Genomic DNA, 15,786 nt, shown 5'->3' on the forward strand with positions numbered 1-15,786 from the left:
GTTATCAAATGCAATTATCCTATTTTTTGTGAACTAATTTACTTTTAATTCGACTTAAATGAACTGTACTAACTCCCAAATAGGATGCTATATAATGTTGAGGAACTCGCTGAACGATTTGAGGCTTTTCTTCCATTAAGTTAAGATAACGTTGAGTAGGCGAGTCTTTTATAAAAGAAAAGAAATGCTTCATATAATCAAATGTACGCTGAAAAAGGACATTGATAAATTGATCTCTCAATTGAGCAATTTCAATTACTTCTGCCAAAATTCTATCCATATCTTTTTTATGAATCCACCATAAAACAGAAGGTTCAATCGTTTCGACAACAACTGGACTTGGAAATTTTTTCACAAAACTCTCGAGAGACGCCACACTTTGATTTTCAAAAAAGAACTGAAAAGTAACATCTTTACCATTGTTATTAAACCAAACCCGAATACATCCTTTTTCAATTATAAACAGTTTTTTCGAAATCTCTCCTTCATTCAACAAAATTGTTTTTGCAGGAACTTCAATGCGCTCAAAACAATTGATATAATTATTCCAATGTTGGTCATCAAGAGGAAATCTATCACGGAATTGGTCAAACATGGTAATTAATCTTAATTCGATTCTAATTCAAACAACTGCACTTGACTTTTCAATCGGTCAATCAATAAGTTCATCATCCTTTTATTTAAACTCGATGAATTTTTAATGTATGTATCGTATTCTTCAATCGTAAAAAGTGCCATGACAATTCCTTTTAAAGAATTTCGGAACTTAATATCTTTTTGAATCGAGTTTTCGATTACCGAAAGCTTCTTTTCGACGGTATAAGAATAAAAATCAGCTTTGTTCTTATTTACGTAATTAATAAAAACGGCAATAAACAAATCATTTTGAAGTTTTAAAATAGGTCTAATCGTCTGATTTTGAAACAACTCATCTGGTGAAGATTGAGCACTTACAGTTCCTAAAGTTTCGCCTCTGAATTCTTTTAAAAAAGTGTCTCTATCTTCCATGTTTTTCTTTTAAAATTAAAAAAAATAATGATACTAAAATGTTATTTTTGTTACAAATAAATTATCAAATATGAGATTTCATACTCGAAAATGGGTTAAACCCGAAGATCTAAATCCAAACGGAACTTTATTTGGAGGACAACTACTAGCATGGATAGACGAAGAGTTAGCTTTATATACAATTATCCAGTTGGAAAATTACAGAGTCGTAACCAAACATATGTCCGAAATTAACTTTAAAAGTTCGGCGAAACAAGGAGACATTGTCGAAATTGGGATTGATGTAGTAAAATTTGGAAATACTTCGCTTGTATTAAGATGCATTGTACGAAACATGATGACCAGAGAAACTATTATTACAATCGATAATATTACAATGGTTAATCTAGGTGAAGACGGCAAACCTAAAGCACACGGGAAAACAAAAATAGAATATGTAAAAGACCGCTTATAGGTTTTAAATTATATAAAAAAACCATATAAGTTATGTAAGTTCATTTAAGCAATGCTTATATTTTCTTATATAACTTTATATGGTTTAGGTTTTTATTCCAAATGACCAATCTGCGATGGTAATTCGAATATTTGAAGATCGAAATACACTGCAGAGGCAATGACATGATCGAAAATGTCTGCCATTATATATTCGTAATTGGCCCAACGTTTATCATTCGAAAAAGTATAAATCTCCAATGGAACACCATGTGCAGTCGATTGTAATTGGCGACACATCATGTGCATATCTTTATTTAATCCTGGATGATCAAGTAAATATTGAATAATATATTTTCTGAACAAACCTAAATTTGTCATATTACGTCCATTTACCGCAAGTGACTTATCTATACCACGCAATGAGTTGAATTTTTCAATTTCAGCCTGACGAGATTCAATATAAGGAGCAATCATCTGGATTCTTTTCATCTGATTCAAATCTTCATTTGACAAAAACCGAATTGTACTCGTTTTTATCAAAATATGTCTTTTAATACGGCGTCCATCCGATTTTTGCATTCCGCGCCAATTCTGGAAAGAGTCCGAACTTAATGCATAAGTAGGAATAGTGGTTATAGTATTATCAAAATTTCGAACTTTTACAGTCGTTAAATTAATCTCGATTACATCACCATCGGCACCGAATTTATCCATTGTAATCCAGTCACCAATACGAACCATATCGTTAATAGCAACCTGTACACTTGAAACAAACCCTAGAATTGTATCTCTAAATATCAAGATAATAATTGCCGAAAGCGTTCCTAAAATCGTTAATAATTCGCTTTGCTTGATTCCGAATAGTTTAGAAATAATAATCGCCACCCCAAATATCCAGAGAATCATCATCACTACCTGAATAAAACTATCGATAGGCTTATCGCTATATTCAGGTTTTTGTTTTAAATAATCTTTAAGCGAATTAAATATAGTACGAATAATCCATAACACTAATAATACTATATATACACCAACTATTTTTCCAAAAATCAATTCCCAATATTCATACTTATCCAAGATTATTGGAACAGCCTTATAAATAAAGAAGAACGGAATTAAGTAAGCCGTATATTTTGTTGTTTTATTATGGATTAAAAAATCATCAAACTTAGTTTTTGTCTTTTGGGCAAAAACCGCTGTAAGTGTTACTAAAACAAACTTTGCCAAATAATATACAGCATAAGCCAATATAATTAATATAGCAATATTAAAAGCAAGGCTGAGATAAGCAGCAATATTGCGGCTCATTCCCCAGTCTCTAAAAAGAGGGTATAAGAAGTTAAATATTTTCTCCAAAAAATTAGGCATTTTTTAAGTATTTGTACTCAACATAAAAAGTTCCAAACGGAATCACAGAAGCTGCCAAAATGAATAAGAAAGTTTTAAAATCCCATTTTTGAGCTTTTTTCAATAAAATTGCCAATAAAACATAACCTATAAAAAGTACACCATGACTCATCCCAATAGGATATAACAATGTTTTATATAAAGCAAAGTTTGTTGGCTTAATAAAAAGCATATTTGAAAATAAAACTAAGTATGAAATTCCTTCTAAAATCGCTGTAACTTTAAAAATCTTGAGCATTTAAATATATTTTTTAATTATTATCGGTAAAATTAATGATTCTGCTTCATTTTTAGGGTATCGAATGCTAAAGTAATTTACTTTTACAATCTTAAACTTTGATAATGAGTAAACGCGATTTAAAAAAATATTTAAACGATCTTACTAAAGAACAACTAGAAGAGCAGATAATCGAATTGTACGAGAAATTTAGCCCTGTAAAAGTCTATTACAATTTTGTTTTTAATCCTAAAGAAGAAACGCTTTTGCAGGAATGCAAGCTAAAAATTTCGCATGAATATTTTCCAGTTAGAGTTAAAGCCACAAGACGTCGTGTAAAACCAAAAATGCGTCGGTCAGTAGCTCAAAAATACATCAAACATTTTATACTTTTGGGCGTTGACCCGTTTGTAATCGCCGACGTTATGCTTTATAATATCGAAATTGCCCAAACATTCTCTTCTGAAAACCCGATAAAGCAGGAACTTTTTTACAAAAGCATGTTTAATTCATTTGAACAAGCTGTAACTTTTATAATTTCCAACGGAATTTTAGCAGAATTTAAATCCCGAATTAACCAAATTCATCAGGAAACTATTACCCAAAAATGGAAAAACGAGCCTGATTTTGAAGTAATTTTGGATAAAATCTCCTTTTAGAACCGAATCCATATTAAATAATAGCGAACTTTTCCTTTTTATTTTAAGATAAAAAAGACAGAATAACTGTTTTTTAGGTGTATTTTTGCAAAAACCAATAAAATACAATGTCTCAAAACACTTTAGAAATAGAAAGAGAAGAAAAAAAAGAACTTTACGCATACCAAAAGGGTGATATTGACGCCATTTTCGATCGTTTAGACAACGGTTCGGCACAGCATCATTTGTTGTATCAATTACCTACGGGTGGAGGAAAAACAGTAGTTTTTTCCGAAATCGTACGTCGTTATTTGTCACAACATGAGAAAAAAGTAGTAGTTTTAACACACAGAATTGAACTTTGCAAGCAAACTTCAAAAATGTTGAAAGGTTTTGGTGTTAAAAATAAAATCATCAATAGTAAAGTAAAAGAACTATTAGACCAAAACGAATATTCTTGTTTTGTTGCAATGGTCGAAACATTAAAAAACCGTATTAATGACGAAAAATTACATTTAGACAATATTGGTTTAGTAATTATCGATGAGGCGCATTACAATTCATTCCGAAAATTATTAAGTTCGTTTAAAAATGCGTTTATATTAGGAGTAACTGCAACCCCGTTGAGTTCGAATATTAAATTGCCAATGCACGAAAGTTATGATGAATTAATTGTAGGAGACACAATTGGTTCATTGATCGAAAAAGGCTTTTTGGCAAAAGCAACTACATATAGTTACGATGTAGGTTTAACATCCTTAAAAGTAGGTATCAATGGAGATTATACCGTAAAATCTTCGGATGATTTATATACAAATACAATCATGCAAGAGAAATTATTGCATGCATACACAGAAAAATCTCTTGGTAAAAAAACCTTGATTTTCAATAATGGTATTCATACCTCTTTATATGTATACGAAACTTTCAGGGAAGCAGGATACGATATTCGCCACCTGGACAATACAAGTAGTAATGAAGAGCGAAAAGATATCTTGCAATGGTTCAAGAAAACCCCGGATGCAATATTAACATCTGTTGGTATCTTAACCACTGGTTTTGATGAGCCTACGGTAGAAACCATTATATTAAACAGAGCAACCAAATCATTGACATTATATTACCAAATGATTGGTCGTGGTTCTAGAAAACTACCTCATAAAGACGAATTTACAGTAATCGATTTAGGAAATAATGCTGCACGTTTTGGTTTATGGAGCGAGCCGGTTAACTGGCAACACATCTTTAAATCACCAGAATTTTATTTGGAGAATTTACGTGATGATACCGAAATCGAATTGTATTTTAAATACAGCATGCCACCAGAATTACGTGCTAAATTCAGTAAAACTGCCGATGTAACATTTGATGTTGATGAAGAACATAAGTTAGTCATTGCTCAAAATTTACGTTCAAAAGTAGTTTTGGATAAATCATTAGAGCAACATGCAGCAATGTGTGTAGATAATTCCGAAACATTGCAAGAAGCTAAATCATTAGGAAAAGAGCTAGACGATGACATCGATTGTCGTATCAAGCGCTACTCTAAATGTTTAAGCCAATGTAGTAAGAATTACCGCGAATGGCTTGTAGACGATTATAAATTAAAATTGGTATTATTAACCGGTAAAAAATACCGTGAAAAAATAATGAACGAACCAGATTGATACATTTTTAGTCTGAAAGCTGAAAGTCTGAAAGCTGAAAGTCTGAAAGCTGAAAGTCTGAAAGCTGAAAGTCTTAAAGTTAAAAGTCTTAAAGTTAAAAGTCTTAAAGTTAAAAGTTTGTCACTCTGAGCGTCCCGCGACTTCGGGAGAAGAGTTAGGAGCTATTTCCTGCTGTACACTATATCTTTTATTTTTTAAAGAAAAAAATAAAAGGATACCGTTTCCATCAGGGCTAGGAGTTTCGTAGTTATAATAAAATAAAAATTTTGAACCATTAAGAGGTTAAGAAAAGTCAAGTCTAAATAAAACTTAATCCCTTAATGGTAAAATAAAAAATTAGCGCAATTCGTGTAATTCGTGGCTAAAAAGAATAAAACTATTAAAAGATTAAGCTTAATTTTCCTTAATCTACTAATGGTTCAAAAAATACAATCAGAAATCTTTAAATCTTTAAATTTTTCAATTTTTAAATAAATTAAAACAATGTCAAAACAATTTTCAGATTTAGGAATTTCAGCACCGATACTAAAAGCGCTAACCGAATTAAATATAGTTACACCAACTGAAATTCAGCAGAAAACTATTCCGCTTATTTTGGCAAATAACAGTGACGTAGTAGGTTTAGCAAAAACAGGAACTGGTAAAACTGCTGCTTTTGGATTACCATTGTTACAGTTAATCAACCCAGAGCTTCCTACAGTTCAGGCTATAATTTTAGTTCCAACAAGAGAATTAGGACATCAGATATTTAAAAACTTAGAAGATTTTTCAAAACACCTGCCACAAGTTTCTATTGCAGCTACTTGCGGAGGAATCCCAATAAAACCACAAATCGAACGTCTTACGCAGCCTACACATATAGTAGTTGCAACGCCAGGACGTTTAATAGATTTAATTCAGCGTAAAGCGATTAACCTAAAAGAGACACAATACCTTGTTTTGGATGAAGCTGATGAAATGGTTTCTATATTAAAAGAAAGTCTTGACGAAATCGTAGCCGAATTACCTAAAAAACATACAACATTCTTATTTTCTGCAACATTACCAGGAACAATCAAGCAATTGATTCAGAATTACTTATCCAAAAACGTGATTCAGGTAAGTGCCGACATGGAAACAGTAGGAAATCAAGGAATTGACCATGAATATATTGTAGTTGATCCTATTGAAAAACTAGAAGTATTAATGCATTTCCTAAACTCTAGAGATGGTGAACGCGGAATCATATTTTGTAAAACAAAAGCTGCCGTAAATAAATTAGCCAAAAATTTAGCCATTAACCGTTTTTCATCGGGAGCTTTACATGGTAGTTTATCACAAGGAATCCGTGATAGAATCATGGAGCAATTTCGTGAAGGACATATCAACATATTAGTCGCTACTGATTTGGCTGCCAGAGGTATCGACGTCAAAGAAATTTCTTATGTTGTAAATTATCATTTACCAGATGCTTACGAAGCTTATGTTCATCGAAGCGGTAGAACTGCAAGAGCTGGTGCAAAAGGACTTTCGCTTACTGTTTTACAACCAGAAGAAGTGATTGAAATAACCGAGTTTGAAAAAGCATTAGGAATTAAATTCAGTGAATTTAAAAAACCATCTGTAGCGAGTCTTGAAGAAAACAATACGCTATTATGGGCAAAACAAATCTTTAAAACGAAACCAAATCACGACGTTTCAACAGATTTAAAAACCAAAGTAAAAACAGTTTTCCATCATTTAACCAAAGATGAATTGATAGAAAAATTGCTTGCAAATTATTTGTTGCAAAACAAACCTGAAGTAGTCGAAAAACCTGTTAAAAAATTCAAAAAGTAAGGATTCCAAGGTTTGTAACTGTTAATTTATGTTGTACTTTTATAAGGTATTTTTTTTTTAAATCAATCTTACTTATAAAATAACCACATATGAAGATAGTTATTATAGGTGGCGGTTTTGCAGGAATAAATCTTGCAAAAGAGCTAGTCAATCACAGCCAAATCCAAGTTACTCTTGTAGACAAAAATAATTATAATTTCTTTCCGCCTCTTATCTATCAGGTCGCTACTGCTTTTTTAGAACCATCAAGTATTAGTTATCCATTTAGAAAATTCTTTGCCGGTAAAAAAAATCTTCAATTTCGATTAGGGGAACTTCAACAAGTAATTCCAGCCGAAAATAAAGTAATTCTTCACAATGGAGAATTATCATATGATTACTTAGTTTTTGCAACTGGAGCAGAAACCAGTTATTTCGGAATGGAAAATGTTATGAAAAACGCCATTCCGATGAAAACGTTAAACGATGCAATCGTAATGCGTAATACATTGCTTAAAAATCTTGAAAAAGCTACTATTACCAAAGACATTCGTAAACGTCGTAAGTTACTAACCATTGTTGTAGCCGGAGGTGGACCAACAGGAGTAGAAGTTTCGGGAATGTTTGCCGAAATGCGTAAAAATATTTTATTAAAAGAATACCCGGAATTAGACACCACTGCAAGTAATGTTTATTTAGTCGATGGCGGAGATGCTTTGCTTGCACCAATGAGTAAAGCTTCGCAACAAGATACACTAAAAGCACTTACAGATTTAGGAGTTGTTGTAAAACTCAACAATCGTGTTACAGATTATGTAGATGATATTGTTTATTTTTCGAATGGAGAAACCATTCATACCAAAAATCTAATTTGGGCAGCTGGAGTTTCAGCCAAAGCTTTTGATGGAATTCCGTTAGAAAGTTACGGACGTGGTAAACGTATGGCAACCGATGCTTACAATAAAGTAAATGGTATGCAAAATATTTATGCCATTGGTGATACATCAATCATGGATACAGATACTGCATTTCTTAATGGTCACCCGCAAGTGGCACAAGTAGCAATTCAGCAAGGATTAAACTTAGCCAAAAATTTCAAAGCTATTGCTCAAAACAAACCTTTAAAACCATTTATATACGCAGATAAAGGTTCTATGGCAATTATAGGTAAAAATAAAGCTGTTGTAGATTTACCAAAACCTAAATGGCATTTTAACGGATTCTTAGCTTGGGTAATCTGGTTATTTATACATCTTATTTCTCTTATCACATACAGAAACCGCCTAAGTACTTTTTACAACTGGATGATTGCTTATTTTGCAAAGGACCAATCATTACGTATGATTATCAGACCAGATAAAAAGCAGGCAATAAATTAAAAGAGATTTTTCAGATTTCAGTCTGGGATCAAGGAAGTCGATTTTGGATTATCTATAAAGGAACGCAGATGATACGGATTTTTTATCTATAATATTTAAAAAATCCGTTTAATCCGCGTTCCTTTAGCAAACTATATCTATTTTATTAATGAATCATTGCTGTTTCTTCATCATTAGAAGCAGTAATTTTTTCTTTTATAAAACGTTTACCAATATTAAGAATAATAAAGGCCGTAATAGTAGTTGTTGTCATAATTGCAACCATTGGAACTATCGAGTTTATAACAAAAATACCAACAGCAAACGAAGCGATTGCACCCAATCCAAGCTGAATCGCACCCATTAATGCAGATGCACTTCCTGCGTTTTTGGCAAAAGGTGCCATTGTAAGACCTGCAGTATTTGGATTTGAAATCCCCAAACAAGCCAGGTAAATAAATAACATTCCGATTGTTCCATATAAACCAAGCACATTATTCATTGCCAAGATCAAAAATACAATACTTATTATAGATTGCGTTACCAATGCACCAAATATCATTTGTTCACTTGAAAATTTTCTCAATAAAAATGAATTCAATTGACTCGCACCTATAAAACTCAAAGACATAAATGCAAAAACCCAACCATATATCTTAGCGTCAACCTTAAAAATATCCATAAAAACGATAGGGGAGGACGCTACATAAGTAAATAACCCCGAAAATGATACTGCACCAGTAAAAGCATAAGTATAAAACTGAGGCTCTTTTACAACTTTAATGAAGTTTGTAATAATCGGCTTTGGTTTTAAAGAAATAGATGTATCGGGTTTATGCGTATTTGGTAAACCAATTTGAGACGCTAATAAAATTACAATTCCCATGCACATTAATATAAAGAATACTGTATGCCAGCCATAATCAGAAGTAACATATCCACCAATTGTTGGAGCAAGCATTGGAGAAAGTCCAACAACCAACATTAATAAGGAGAAAACTTTAGGAATATCTTTAACAGGGAAAAGATCACGAACCATAGCTACAGAAGCTACTGTAGCAGCGCAACTACCAACAGCTTGTAGAAAACGTAATCCTATAAAAGTATCAATATCAGTAACAAAAACACAGCCTAATGAAGCCAAAATATAAACCAACAATCCGATAAACAAAGGTTTTTTTCTTCCAAAACGATCCAATAAAGGCCCGTAAAGCAATTGTCCGGCAGAAATACCGATAAAATAGCTAGATAAACTCATCGAAACTTTAGCCACTGTCGTGTTTAAATCCTTTGCAATTCCTGAGAAACCAGGTAAATACATATCAATAGAAAACGGCCCAAGAGCGGTTAAGGAACCTAAAATAAGTATTAGTTTAATGTATTTTTTTGTAGTCATTTATTTAAAAAATAATGTTTTATTTCCTTGCAAAGATAAATATTTCGTATCTTGTTGATTCATTAAAGGATTTGTTTAATGAAATAACTACTTATTTAACATAGTTAGCTTTGTAAATGGCTATAATTATTAATTTAAAATTATCAATTATGAAAAGATGTGCCTTATTATTACTTTTAGTTACTACAGTTTCTTTCTCTCAAACAATTACCTCTAAAATTGAGCCTGTAACCGTTGAACAGTATGAATTTATTAAAAAAGTAAATAAATTTTACCCTGACATTCCTCTTACTAAGCAAATTACTAATTTTTACACAGATGAGAAAATTATTGATTCTAAACAAGAATTTGATTTACAAGGAACGCCATTCACATCGTATAGCTTAGGAATTGGTCCTTACAATAAAAAAATGATATTTGATTACACTACAAAAGTTGACGGTAGAGTTCATGGTGATATTTCTCTTTTTAAAGGAGACGTTTATAAAACCGCTTACTATGATGATAAAAGTCGATTTGAAGTTTTCTTAAATGGGAAATCCGTTTACGCAAAGAAATACTAATCAATATTTGCAATCATACAAAAGCCATCTTAGCAACAAGGTGGCTTTTTCTTTGCTTCCATCTTCTAATGATATAATTGACCTATAATTTATATTATGTAAAATAGAATATTTTTAAACCTCAATATAATCATATCAAGTCCTATCTTTACAATCGCATGCTTTTATTGCTTATTTTAGCTTAAATAAGATATATAAAAATAAAACCTATTCAAAATTATTTATGCTTTCATTGTAAGAGTTTATTTTATTATTTTTACATACGATACTTTATAAAAAATTATCAAACTTATGAATACAATTGCTGAGCATATTGCAGATTTCCTAAAAGAATATCCGCCATTCGATAATTTGACTTTTCAAGAATTATCAGAGATTGCAACTAATATTCGTGTTATCAATTTAGAAAAACACGCAGTATTATTTCAAATTAATGATCCTCTACATGATAGTTTTTATGTAGTTGCTTCTGGCGTTATTAATTTATCTGTAATTGCAGATGCCGAGGAAACTTTATTAAATAAATGCCATGATGGCGATATTTTTGGCTTACGTCCATTTTTTGCCAAAAACAACTATATGATGACGGCAAAAGCCAGAGAAGAAAGTATTGTATATGCAATACCTATTTCCGTTTTTAGACCTTTTGTAGCAAACAATCCGGATGTTTTAAATTTTTTATTAGAAAGTTTTGCAGCAAATACACGCCAAACCAAAGACAATTCTGATTTTAAAGGAAATCATATTTCAGATAATATTTTTTATTCTGATCAACAATCAGAAATACAATATATTCAGTCTTTAAATTATAATAACTCCCCATTAATAACTCAGGGAAATAGTATTGTTAAGGAAGTTGCATTGCGCATGACCGAAGCTATGGTTGATAATATTGTTGTTTGCGAAAACAATAATCCTATTGGTATTGTTACAGATGCCGATTTATCTTCGAAAATTGCCACAGGTCGATTCTCAATTAATGAAACAGTTGATAAAATAATGTCCTCGCCTGTTGTAACTGTAATAGAAAATGTTTCACTTGCCGAAGCCCAATTATTAATGTTAAAACATAATGTTAGCCATTTATGTGTTACAAAAGACGGAACAAGTAAATCGTCAGTTAAAGGAGTAATCTCCGAACATGATTTAATTGTTGCTCAAGCCAGTAATCCTGGCGTATTGATAAAAGAAATCAAACGCTCACAACTACCTAAAGATTTAAAACAAATTAGAGATCGTTTATCGGATTTAATTCAGAATTACATTCAGAAAAATATTCCGCTTTCACATATTAGTAATATTGCAAATGAAATCAATTTAGCACTGATAAAACGATCTGTTGAGCTTTCGATTTTAGAAATGGGCTCACCTCCTGCTCGATTTGCATGGTTAAGCATTGGTAGTCAAGGAAGAAAAGAACAACTATTACTAACTGATCAGGATAGTATCTTAATTTTCGAAGATGTTACTGCAGATAAATACAGAGATGTAAAAGATTACTTTTTGCATCTTGCTAAAAGAACAACAACTACCTTAGAAAAAATAGGTTATGAATTTTGTCCAAATGGGCACATGGCAAGTAACATGATGTGGTGTAAGTCATTGACAGACTGGACAAAACAATACAATAGCTGGATGAATACTCCAGGAGAAAACAGTAATGATTTAAGCAGTATCTTCTTTGATTATGAAATCGTTTTTGGAGAGCCAAAAATCGAAGAAGCAATTGAAAATGTGATTTTTAAAAATGCAACTAACAACACCTTATTCTTTGATTTCTTAGGAAATGATGCTTTAAAGAAAAACTCACCTTTAAGTTTCTTTAAGAAATTTATAGTTGAGGAAGAAGGTCCTAATAAATTTAAGTTTGATATTAAAACTCGCGCATTAATGCCATTAATTGATGGAGCTCGTTTATTGATATTAAGTTCCAATATTAAAGGAATAAAAAATACTTATTTAAGATTTAAACAATTAGCAATTACAGATTCCAAGAATGCTGATATTTATCTTAACTGTGCCGAAGCTTTTTTAACTTTGTCTAAGTTTAGAACTATCGAAGGTTTAAAAAATGACGATTCTGGTCAATATATAAATTTAAGAGAATTATCAAAAAGCGATAAAGACAAACTAAAAAATGCATTGGCACCAATGAGAGATCTCGAAGAGCTAATAAAGAGTAAATTTCAACTGACCCAATTTTCATAATATGTTAGACTGGCTGAAAAATATCAACAAAGAATACCCTGATTTTTGGAAAGAGTATCTTGCCAAATTTGAAACTAAATCGGAGCGATTTGTTGTTTTATCTACCGAAACATCTGGGTTAAACCCAACTAAAGACGTAATACTTTCTATTGGTTCATTTGCCGTAATAAATAACAGCATTGTTATTCAGGACAGCTTTGAAGCAGTTCTTTTGCAATATAAATTTTTCCATGATAATGGACTCACAAACGAGTTTATAATTGAAAGCAAAATGGAAAAACTACCTGAACCCGATGCTCTTAAAGCGCTAATCGAATATATTGGCAATGGAGTTCTGGTTGGGCATCATATTAATTTTGATGTCGAAATGATTAACGCCGCTTTGGAAAAACTAGATTGCGGAAGATTAAAAAATGAAGCTTTGGATGTAGATGTTATGTATCGCAAACTTCACGATATTACCGATAAACAATTCTCTTTGGATGAATTGTGCGATATTTATAAAATCCCAAAAAGCGAACGAAATTCTTCTTCAGAAGATGCTTATAAAATCGCATTATTGTTTTTGAAACTCAAGTCAAGATTAGGGATAAAATAAAACATTAAGCCAATCTTATTAATTTCATAAAACGTCCGTGATGACTTATCGAGACTGGTATTTTACAATTTGTAATTACATCTATTACATACGGAATACCAGTCTCTTTATATATTTTTGTTTCATTATCCAATGAAACAATTCTATTTAAATCATTCTCTTTTAAAACAGCTATTGTATACACATAATCTTGTGTAACTTTAGTTTTTGTAAAATACAATCTATTATCTATAGTCACTTCGCCATAACCCTCACTTTCATAAATACAAACTAATCTTAACGGAAAATAACCTCTTATTTTTGTCTCTCTATTAAATATCTTATAAGCAGCTTCTTTTCGACTCCATAAATTCCAAACCATTATTTCTGGCTTTTCTGAATTCAAAATAAGAAATTGTTCCTCAGCAGTAAAAATTTTATCCAAAAAACCTTTACGCTTCCAGTTGCTTTCCTCCTTGGCAATTTCTAAATCAACAATATCGTTCCCTATCATTTTTCATCTAGTTTGGCTTGAATTATACTTAAAGCGGCTTTACCATTAATCATCTTCTCCATTGATTCATTGTCTATTATAATATCAAATTTCTCTTCAACATCAAGCACAACATCAACCAAATTAGCAGAGTTTATATTTAAATCTGTAATAAAATCAGTATCTTCTGTGAAATTACTAAAAGCCTCTTCGTTTTTTATATACGGCTTGACAATGTCTTTTAATTCTATAAGTATTTGTTGACTATTCATATTTATTAGGTTATTTATAAAAGATTATTTTAAATTATATTTTTTCAAAATTATACAACCATTAACATCACCAAAACCAAAACTCGCTTTGGCAATGATATTTAAATCTGAATTGATTAACTGAGTTGGAATTTTTGTTTTATCAATAATAGCTGTAATTTCTGGATTTAAATCCTCACAATTAATATTTGGAAAAATAAATCCTTGATGCAACTGTAAAACCGAAGCTACAATTTCGATACTTCCTGCTGCCGATAAACAATGACCAACCATTGATTTTAATGCATTTACATAAGGAAAATCTATTCCTTTGCGTCCTAATGCAATACTCCAATTTTCTATTTCCAAAGCATCTTTGGAAGTTGCTGTTAAATGACCATTAATTAAATCAATTTCCAAAGCCGATATTTTAGCATTTTCTAATGCATCATTTATACATTTTTGTACAGCAATTGGATTTGGAGCCGTCATGCTTCCCTCGCCTCTCTGACCGCCGGAATTAAGATTTCCTCCTAATACTTCGGCGTAAATTCTGGCGCCTCTATTTAAAGCAGTTTCCAAATCTTCCAGAACCAAAGCCCCTGCTCCACTCCCTGGTACAAAACCTGAAGCACTTATACTCATTGGCCTCGAGCCTTTTTCGGGAAAATCATTGTGCTTGAATGTACACACCTTCATAGCGTCAAAACCTCCCCAGATATAAGCGCCAGAATCACTTGTTGCTCCTACCAAAATACGTTTAGCGTAGCCAGATTTTATCCGTTCATATCCCATTAATACACTTTCGGTACCTGTTGTACACGCAGATGAATTTGTAGTAACTTGATTTCCGAGACCAATTTTACCTCCTAGATAAGCACTAACACCACTATTCATTGTTTGCGCAACCACTGTGCTTCCTAAGCGTCTGGCCTGGAAATCATCTATTTTATAAATACTTTCTCTAAATTTATCTATTCCCGAAGTTCCAGAACCAAAAATTGTTCCGCTATCCCAATCGGGATCTCCATCCCTAACAATAGTTAAACCAGCATCTTTCCAAGCGTCCAACCCTGCAATTACACCGTATAAGATTCCTGTAGCGTTAAAATTGCGTAATTCAAGTTCTGTAAAATACTGAGAGATTAATTCGGGAGATAATTCTGGGGTTCCCGAAATCTGACAAGAAAATTGCAACCGTTCCAATTCAGGATCATGTTTAATTCCTGATATGCCATTTTTTAATGCATGCGTAAATGCATCAAGTCCCACCCCATTTGGAGCAACAACACCCAGACCTGTAATAACAACTCTTTTTTGCATTTTACTATTTTTAATTTAAATAATCATTCCGGCAATAACACCGGAACAAACTTCTTGATCTTGTTCATTCTTCATGCTTACTTTACACTTTAATTTTCCAAATCTAAAATATATTTTATGAGAAACAACAGTTACTTTTTCTTTCGGATATACAGGTTTTAAAAATTCAATTTCAACTGAGGTTAAAGCAATTGAATGTGTTTTGGTAAACTCTTTATTTAATATATATATCCCTAAACAAACTAGACCTATTTGCGCCATAACTTCAGTTAAGATTACGCCGGGAGTAATTGGATTTGACGCAAAATGACCTTTGTAAAATTCCAAATTCTCATCAAAATAAAACGCCCCCTCTACCCCATTCTCAGATATCGAAATGATTTCATCTACAAATAAAAATGGTTTAGTATAAGGTAATTTAGCTATAATATCCTGATTTATCATTTTG

General features: G+C 31.8%; 17 protein-coding genes. 8 read left to right on the plus strand and 9 right to left on the minus strand.

Going from position 1 to position 15,786, the window contains the following annotated elements:
- Positions 1-19 precede the first annotated feature (19 nt).
- A complete protein-coding gene (locus OIU83_RS13775) occupies positions 20-595 on the minus strand; it encodes a Crp/Fnr family transcriptional regulator (protein ID WP_264206844.1) in 576 nt (191 codons plus the stop codon).
- Positions 596-606: 11 nt separating this feature from the next.
- Entirely contained in the window at positions 607-1,008 is a 402-nt protein-coding gene (locus tag OIU83_RS13780; RefSeq protein ID WP_264206845.1) for a glyoxalase, read from the minus strand.
- A 70-nt stretch (positions 1,009-1,078) separates the two neighbouring features.
- Here OIU83_RS13780 and OIU83_RS13785 point away from each other — a divergent pair, with 70 nt between their 5' ends.
- A complete protein-coding gene (locus OIU83_RS13785) occupies positions 1,079-1,462 on the plus strand; it encodes an acyl-CoA thioesterase (RefSeq protein ID WP_264206846.1) in 384 nt (127 codons plus the stop codon).
- A gap of 92 nt (positions 1,463-1,554) precedes the next feature.
- Here the strand turns inward: OIU83_RS13785 and OIU83_RS13790 are convergent, their stop codons facing one another.
- Both OIU83_RS13790 and OIU83_RS13795 read right to left on the minus strand, forming a co-directional pair.
- Positions 1,555-2,811 (minus strand): mechanosensitive ion channel family protein, encoded by a 1,257-nt coding sequence (locus tag OIU83_RS13790; protein ID WP_264206847.1) that lies wholly within the window; start codon positions 2,809-2,811, stop codon positions 1,555-1,557.
- On the minus strand, positions 2,804-3,088 hold the full coding sequence (locus OIU83_RS13795) for a DUF3817 domain-containing protein (protein WP_264206848.1): 285 nt from the start codon (positions 3,086-3,088) through the stop codon (positions 2,804-2,806). Before OIU83_RS13795 ends, OIU83_RS13790 begins: the two co-directional genes overlap by 8 nt.
- A gap of 104 nt (positions 3,089-3,192) precedes the next feature.
- Between OIU83_RS13795 and OIU83_RS13800 the strand changes: the two genes are divergently transcribed.
- From OIU83_RS13800 to OIU83_RS13815, 4 genes are all read left to right on the plus strand, one after another.
- Positions 3,193-3,726 carry a DUF6155 family protein gene (locus OIU83_RS13800; RefSeq protein ID WP_264206849.1) on the plus strand — a complete coding sequence of 178 codons (534 nt, stop codon included), beginning with the start codon at positions 3,193-3,195 and terminating at the stop codon, positions 3,724-3,726.
- 107 nt (positions 3,727-3,833) lie between these two features.
- Positions 3,834-5,372, plus strand: a complete 1,539-nt coding sequence (locus OIU83_RS13805) for a DEAD/DEAH box helicase (protein ID WP_264206850.1) — start codon at positions 3,834-3,836, stop codon at positions 5,370-5,372.
- Between the two features lie 483 nt (positions 5,373-5,855).
- Positions 5,856-7,190 (plus strand): DEAD/DEAH box helicase, encoded by a 1,335-nt coding sequence (locus OIU83_RS13810; RefSeq protein WP_264206851.1) that lies wholly within the window; start codon positions 5,856-5,858, stop codon positions 7,188-7,190.
- 89 nt (positions 7,191-7,279) lie between these two features.
- The gene (locus tag OIU83_RS13815; RefSeq protein ID WP_264206852.1) at positions 7,280-8,548 is read left to right on the plus strand and encodes an NAD(P)/FAD-dependent oxidoreductase; all 1,269 of its coding nucleotides are present in this window, start codon (positions 7,280-7,282) and stop codon (positions 8,546-8,548) included.
- Positions 8,549-8,693: 145 nt separating this feature from the next.
- On the opposite strand, the gene OIU83_RS13820 is transcribed toward OIU83_RS13815, so the two are convergent.
- Complete coding sequence (locus OIU83_RS13820) at positions 8,694-9,923, minus strand: multidrug effflux MFS transporter (RefSeq protein WP_264206853.1); 1,230 nt, start codon at positions 9,921-9,923, stop codon at positions 8,694-8,696.
- Positions 9,924-10,072: 149 nt separating this feature from the next.
- On the opposite strand from OIU83_RS13820, the gene OIU83_RS13825 reads away from it, so the two are divergent.
- The 3 genes from OIU83_RS13825 (at position 10,073) to OIU83_RS13835 (ending at position 13,292) form a co-directional block, all read left to right on the plus strand.
- Positions 10,073-10,486, plus strand: coding sequence for a hypothetical protein (locus OIU83_RS13825; RefSeq protein WP_264206854.1), 414 nt, complete (start codon positions 10,073-10,075; stop codon positions 10,484-10,486).
- Positions 10,487-10,777: 291 nt separating this feature from the next.
- A complete protein-coding gene (locus OIU83_RS13830; protein ID WP_264206855.1) occupies positions 10,778-12,694 on the plus strand; it encodes a DUF294 nucleotidyltransferase-like domain-containing protein in 1,917 nt (638 codons plus the stop codon).
- Between the two features lies 1 nt (position 12,695).
- Positions 12,696-13,292 (plus strand): 3'-5' exonuclease, encoded by a 597-nt coding sequence (locus tag OIU83_RS13835; RefSeq protein ID WP_264206856.1) that lies wholly within the window; start codon positions 12,696-12,698, stop codon positions 13,290-13,292.
- A gap of 4 nt (positions 13,293-13,296) precedes the next feature.
- Here the strand turns inward: OIU83_RS13835 and OIU83_RS13840 are convergent, their stop codons facing one another.
- The 4 genes from OIU83_RS13840 to OIU83_RS13855 are packed head-to-tail and all read right to left on the minus strand — an operon-like array spanning position 13,297 to position 15,782.
- Positions 13,297-13,785: a 4'-phosphopantetheinyl transferase family protein gene (locus OIU83_RS13840; RefSeq protein WP_264206857.1), complete on the minus strand. Its 489-nt coding sequence runs from the start codon at positions 13,783-13,785 to the stop codon at positions 13,297-13,299.
- Complete coding sequence (locus OIU83_RS13845; protein ID WP_264206858.1) at positions 13,782-14,036, minus strand: acyl carrier protein; 255 nt, start codon at positions 14,034-14,036, stop codon at positions 13,782-13,784. Before OIU83_RS13845 ends, OIU83_RS13840 begins: the two co-directional genes overlap by 4 nt.
- Before the next feature lie 24 nt (positions 14,037-14,060).
- On the minus strand, positions 14,061-15,338 hold the full coding sequence (locus OIU83_RS13850) for a beta-ketoacyl-[acyl-carrier-protein] synthase family protein (RefSeq protein WP_264206859.1): 1,278 nt from the start codon (positions 15,336-15,338) through the stop codon (positions 14,061-14,063).
- Positions 15,339-15,353: 15 nt separating this feature from the next.
- Complete coding sequence (locus OIU83_RS13855; protein WP_264206860.1) at positions 15,354-15,782, minus strand: 3-hydroxyacyl-ACP dehydratase FabZ family protein; 429 nt, start codon at positions 15,780-15,782, stop codon at positions 15,354-15,356.
- Between the last annotated feature and the right edge of the window lie 4 nt (positions 15,783-15,786).

Origin of the sequence: Flavobacterium shii (assembly GCF_025847235.1) — a bacterium.
Taxonomy (GTDB): Bacteria; Bacteroidota; Bacteroidia; order Flavobacteriales; family Flavobacteriaceae; genus Flavobacterium; species Flavobacterium shii.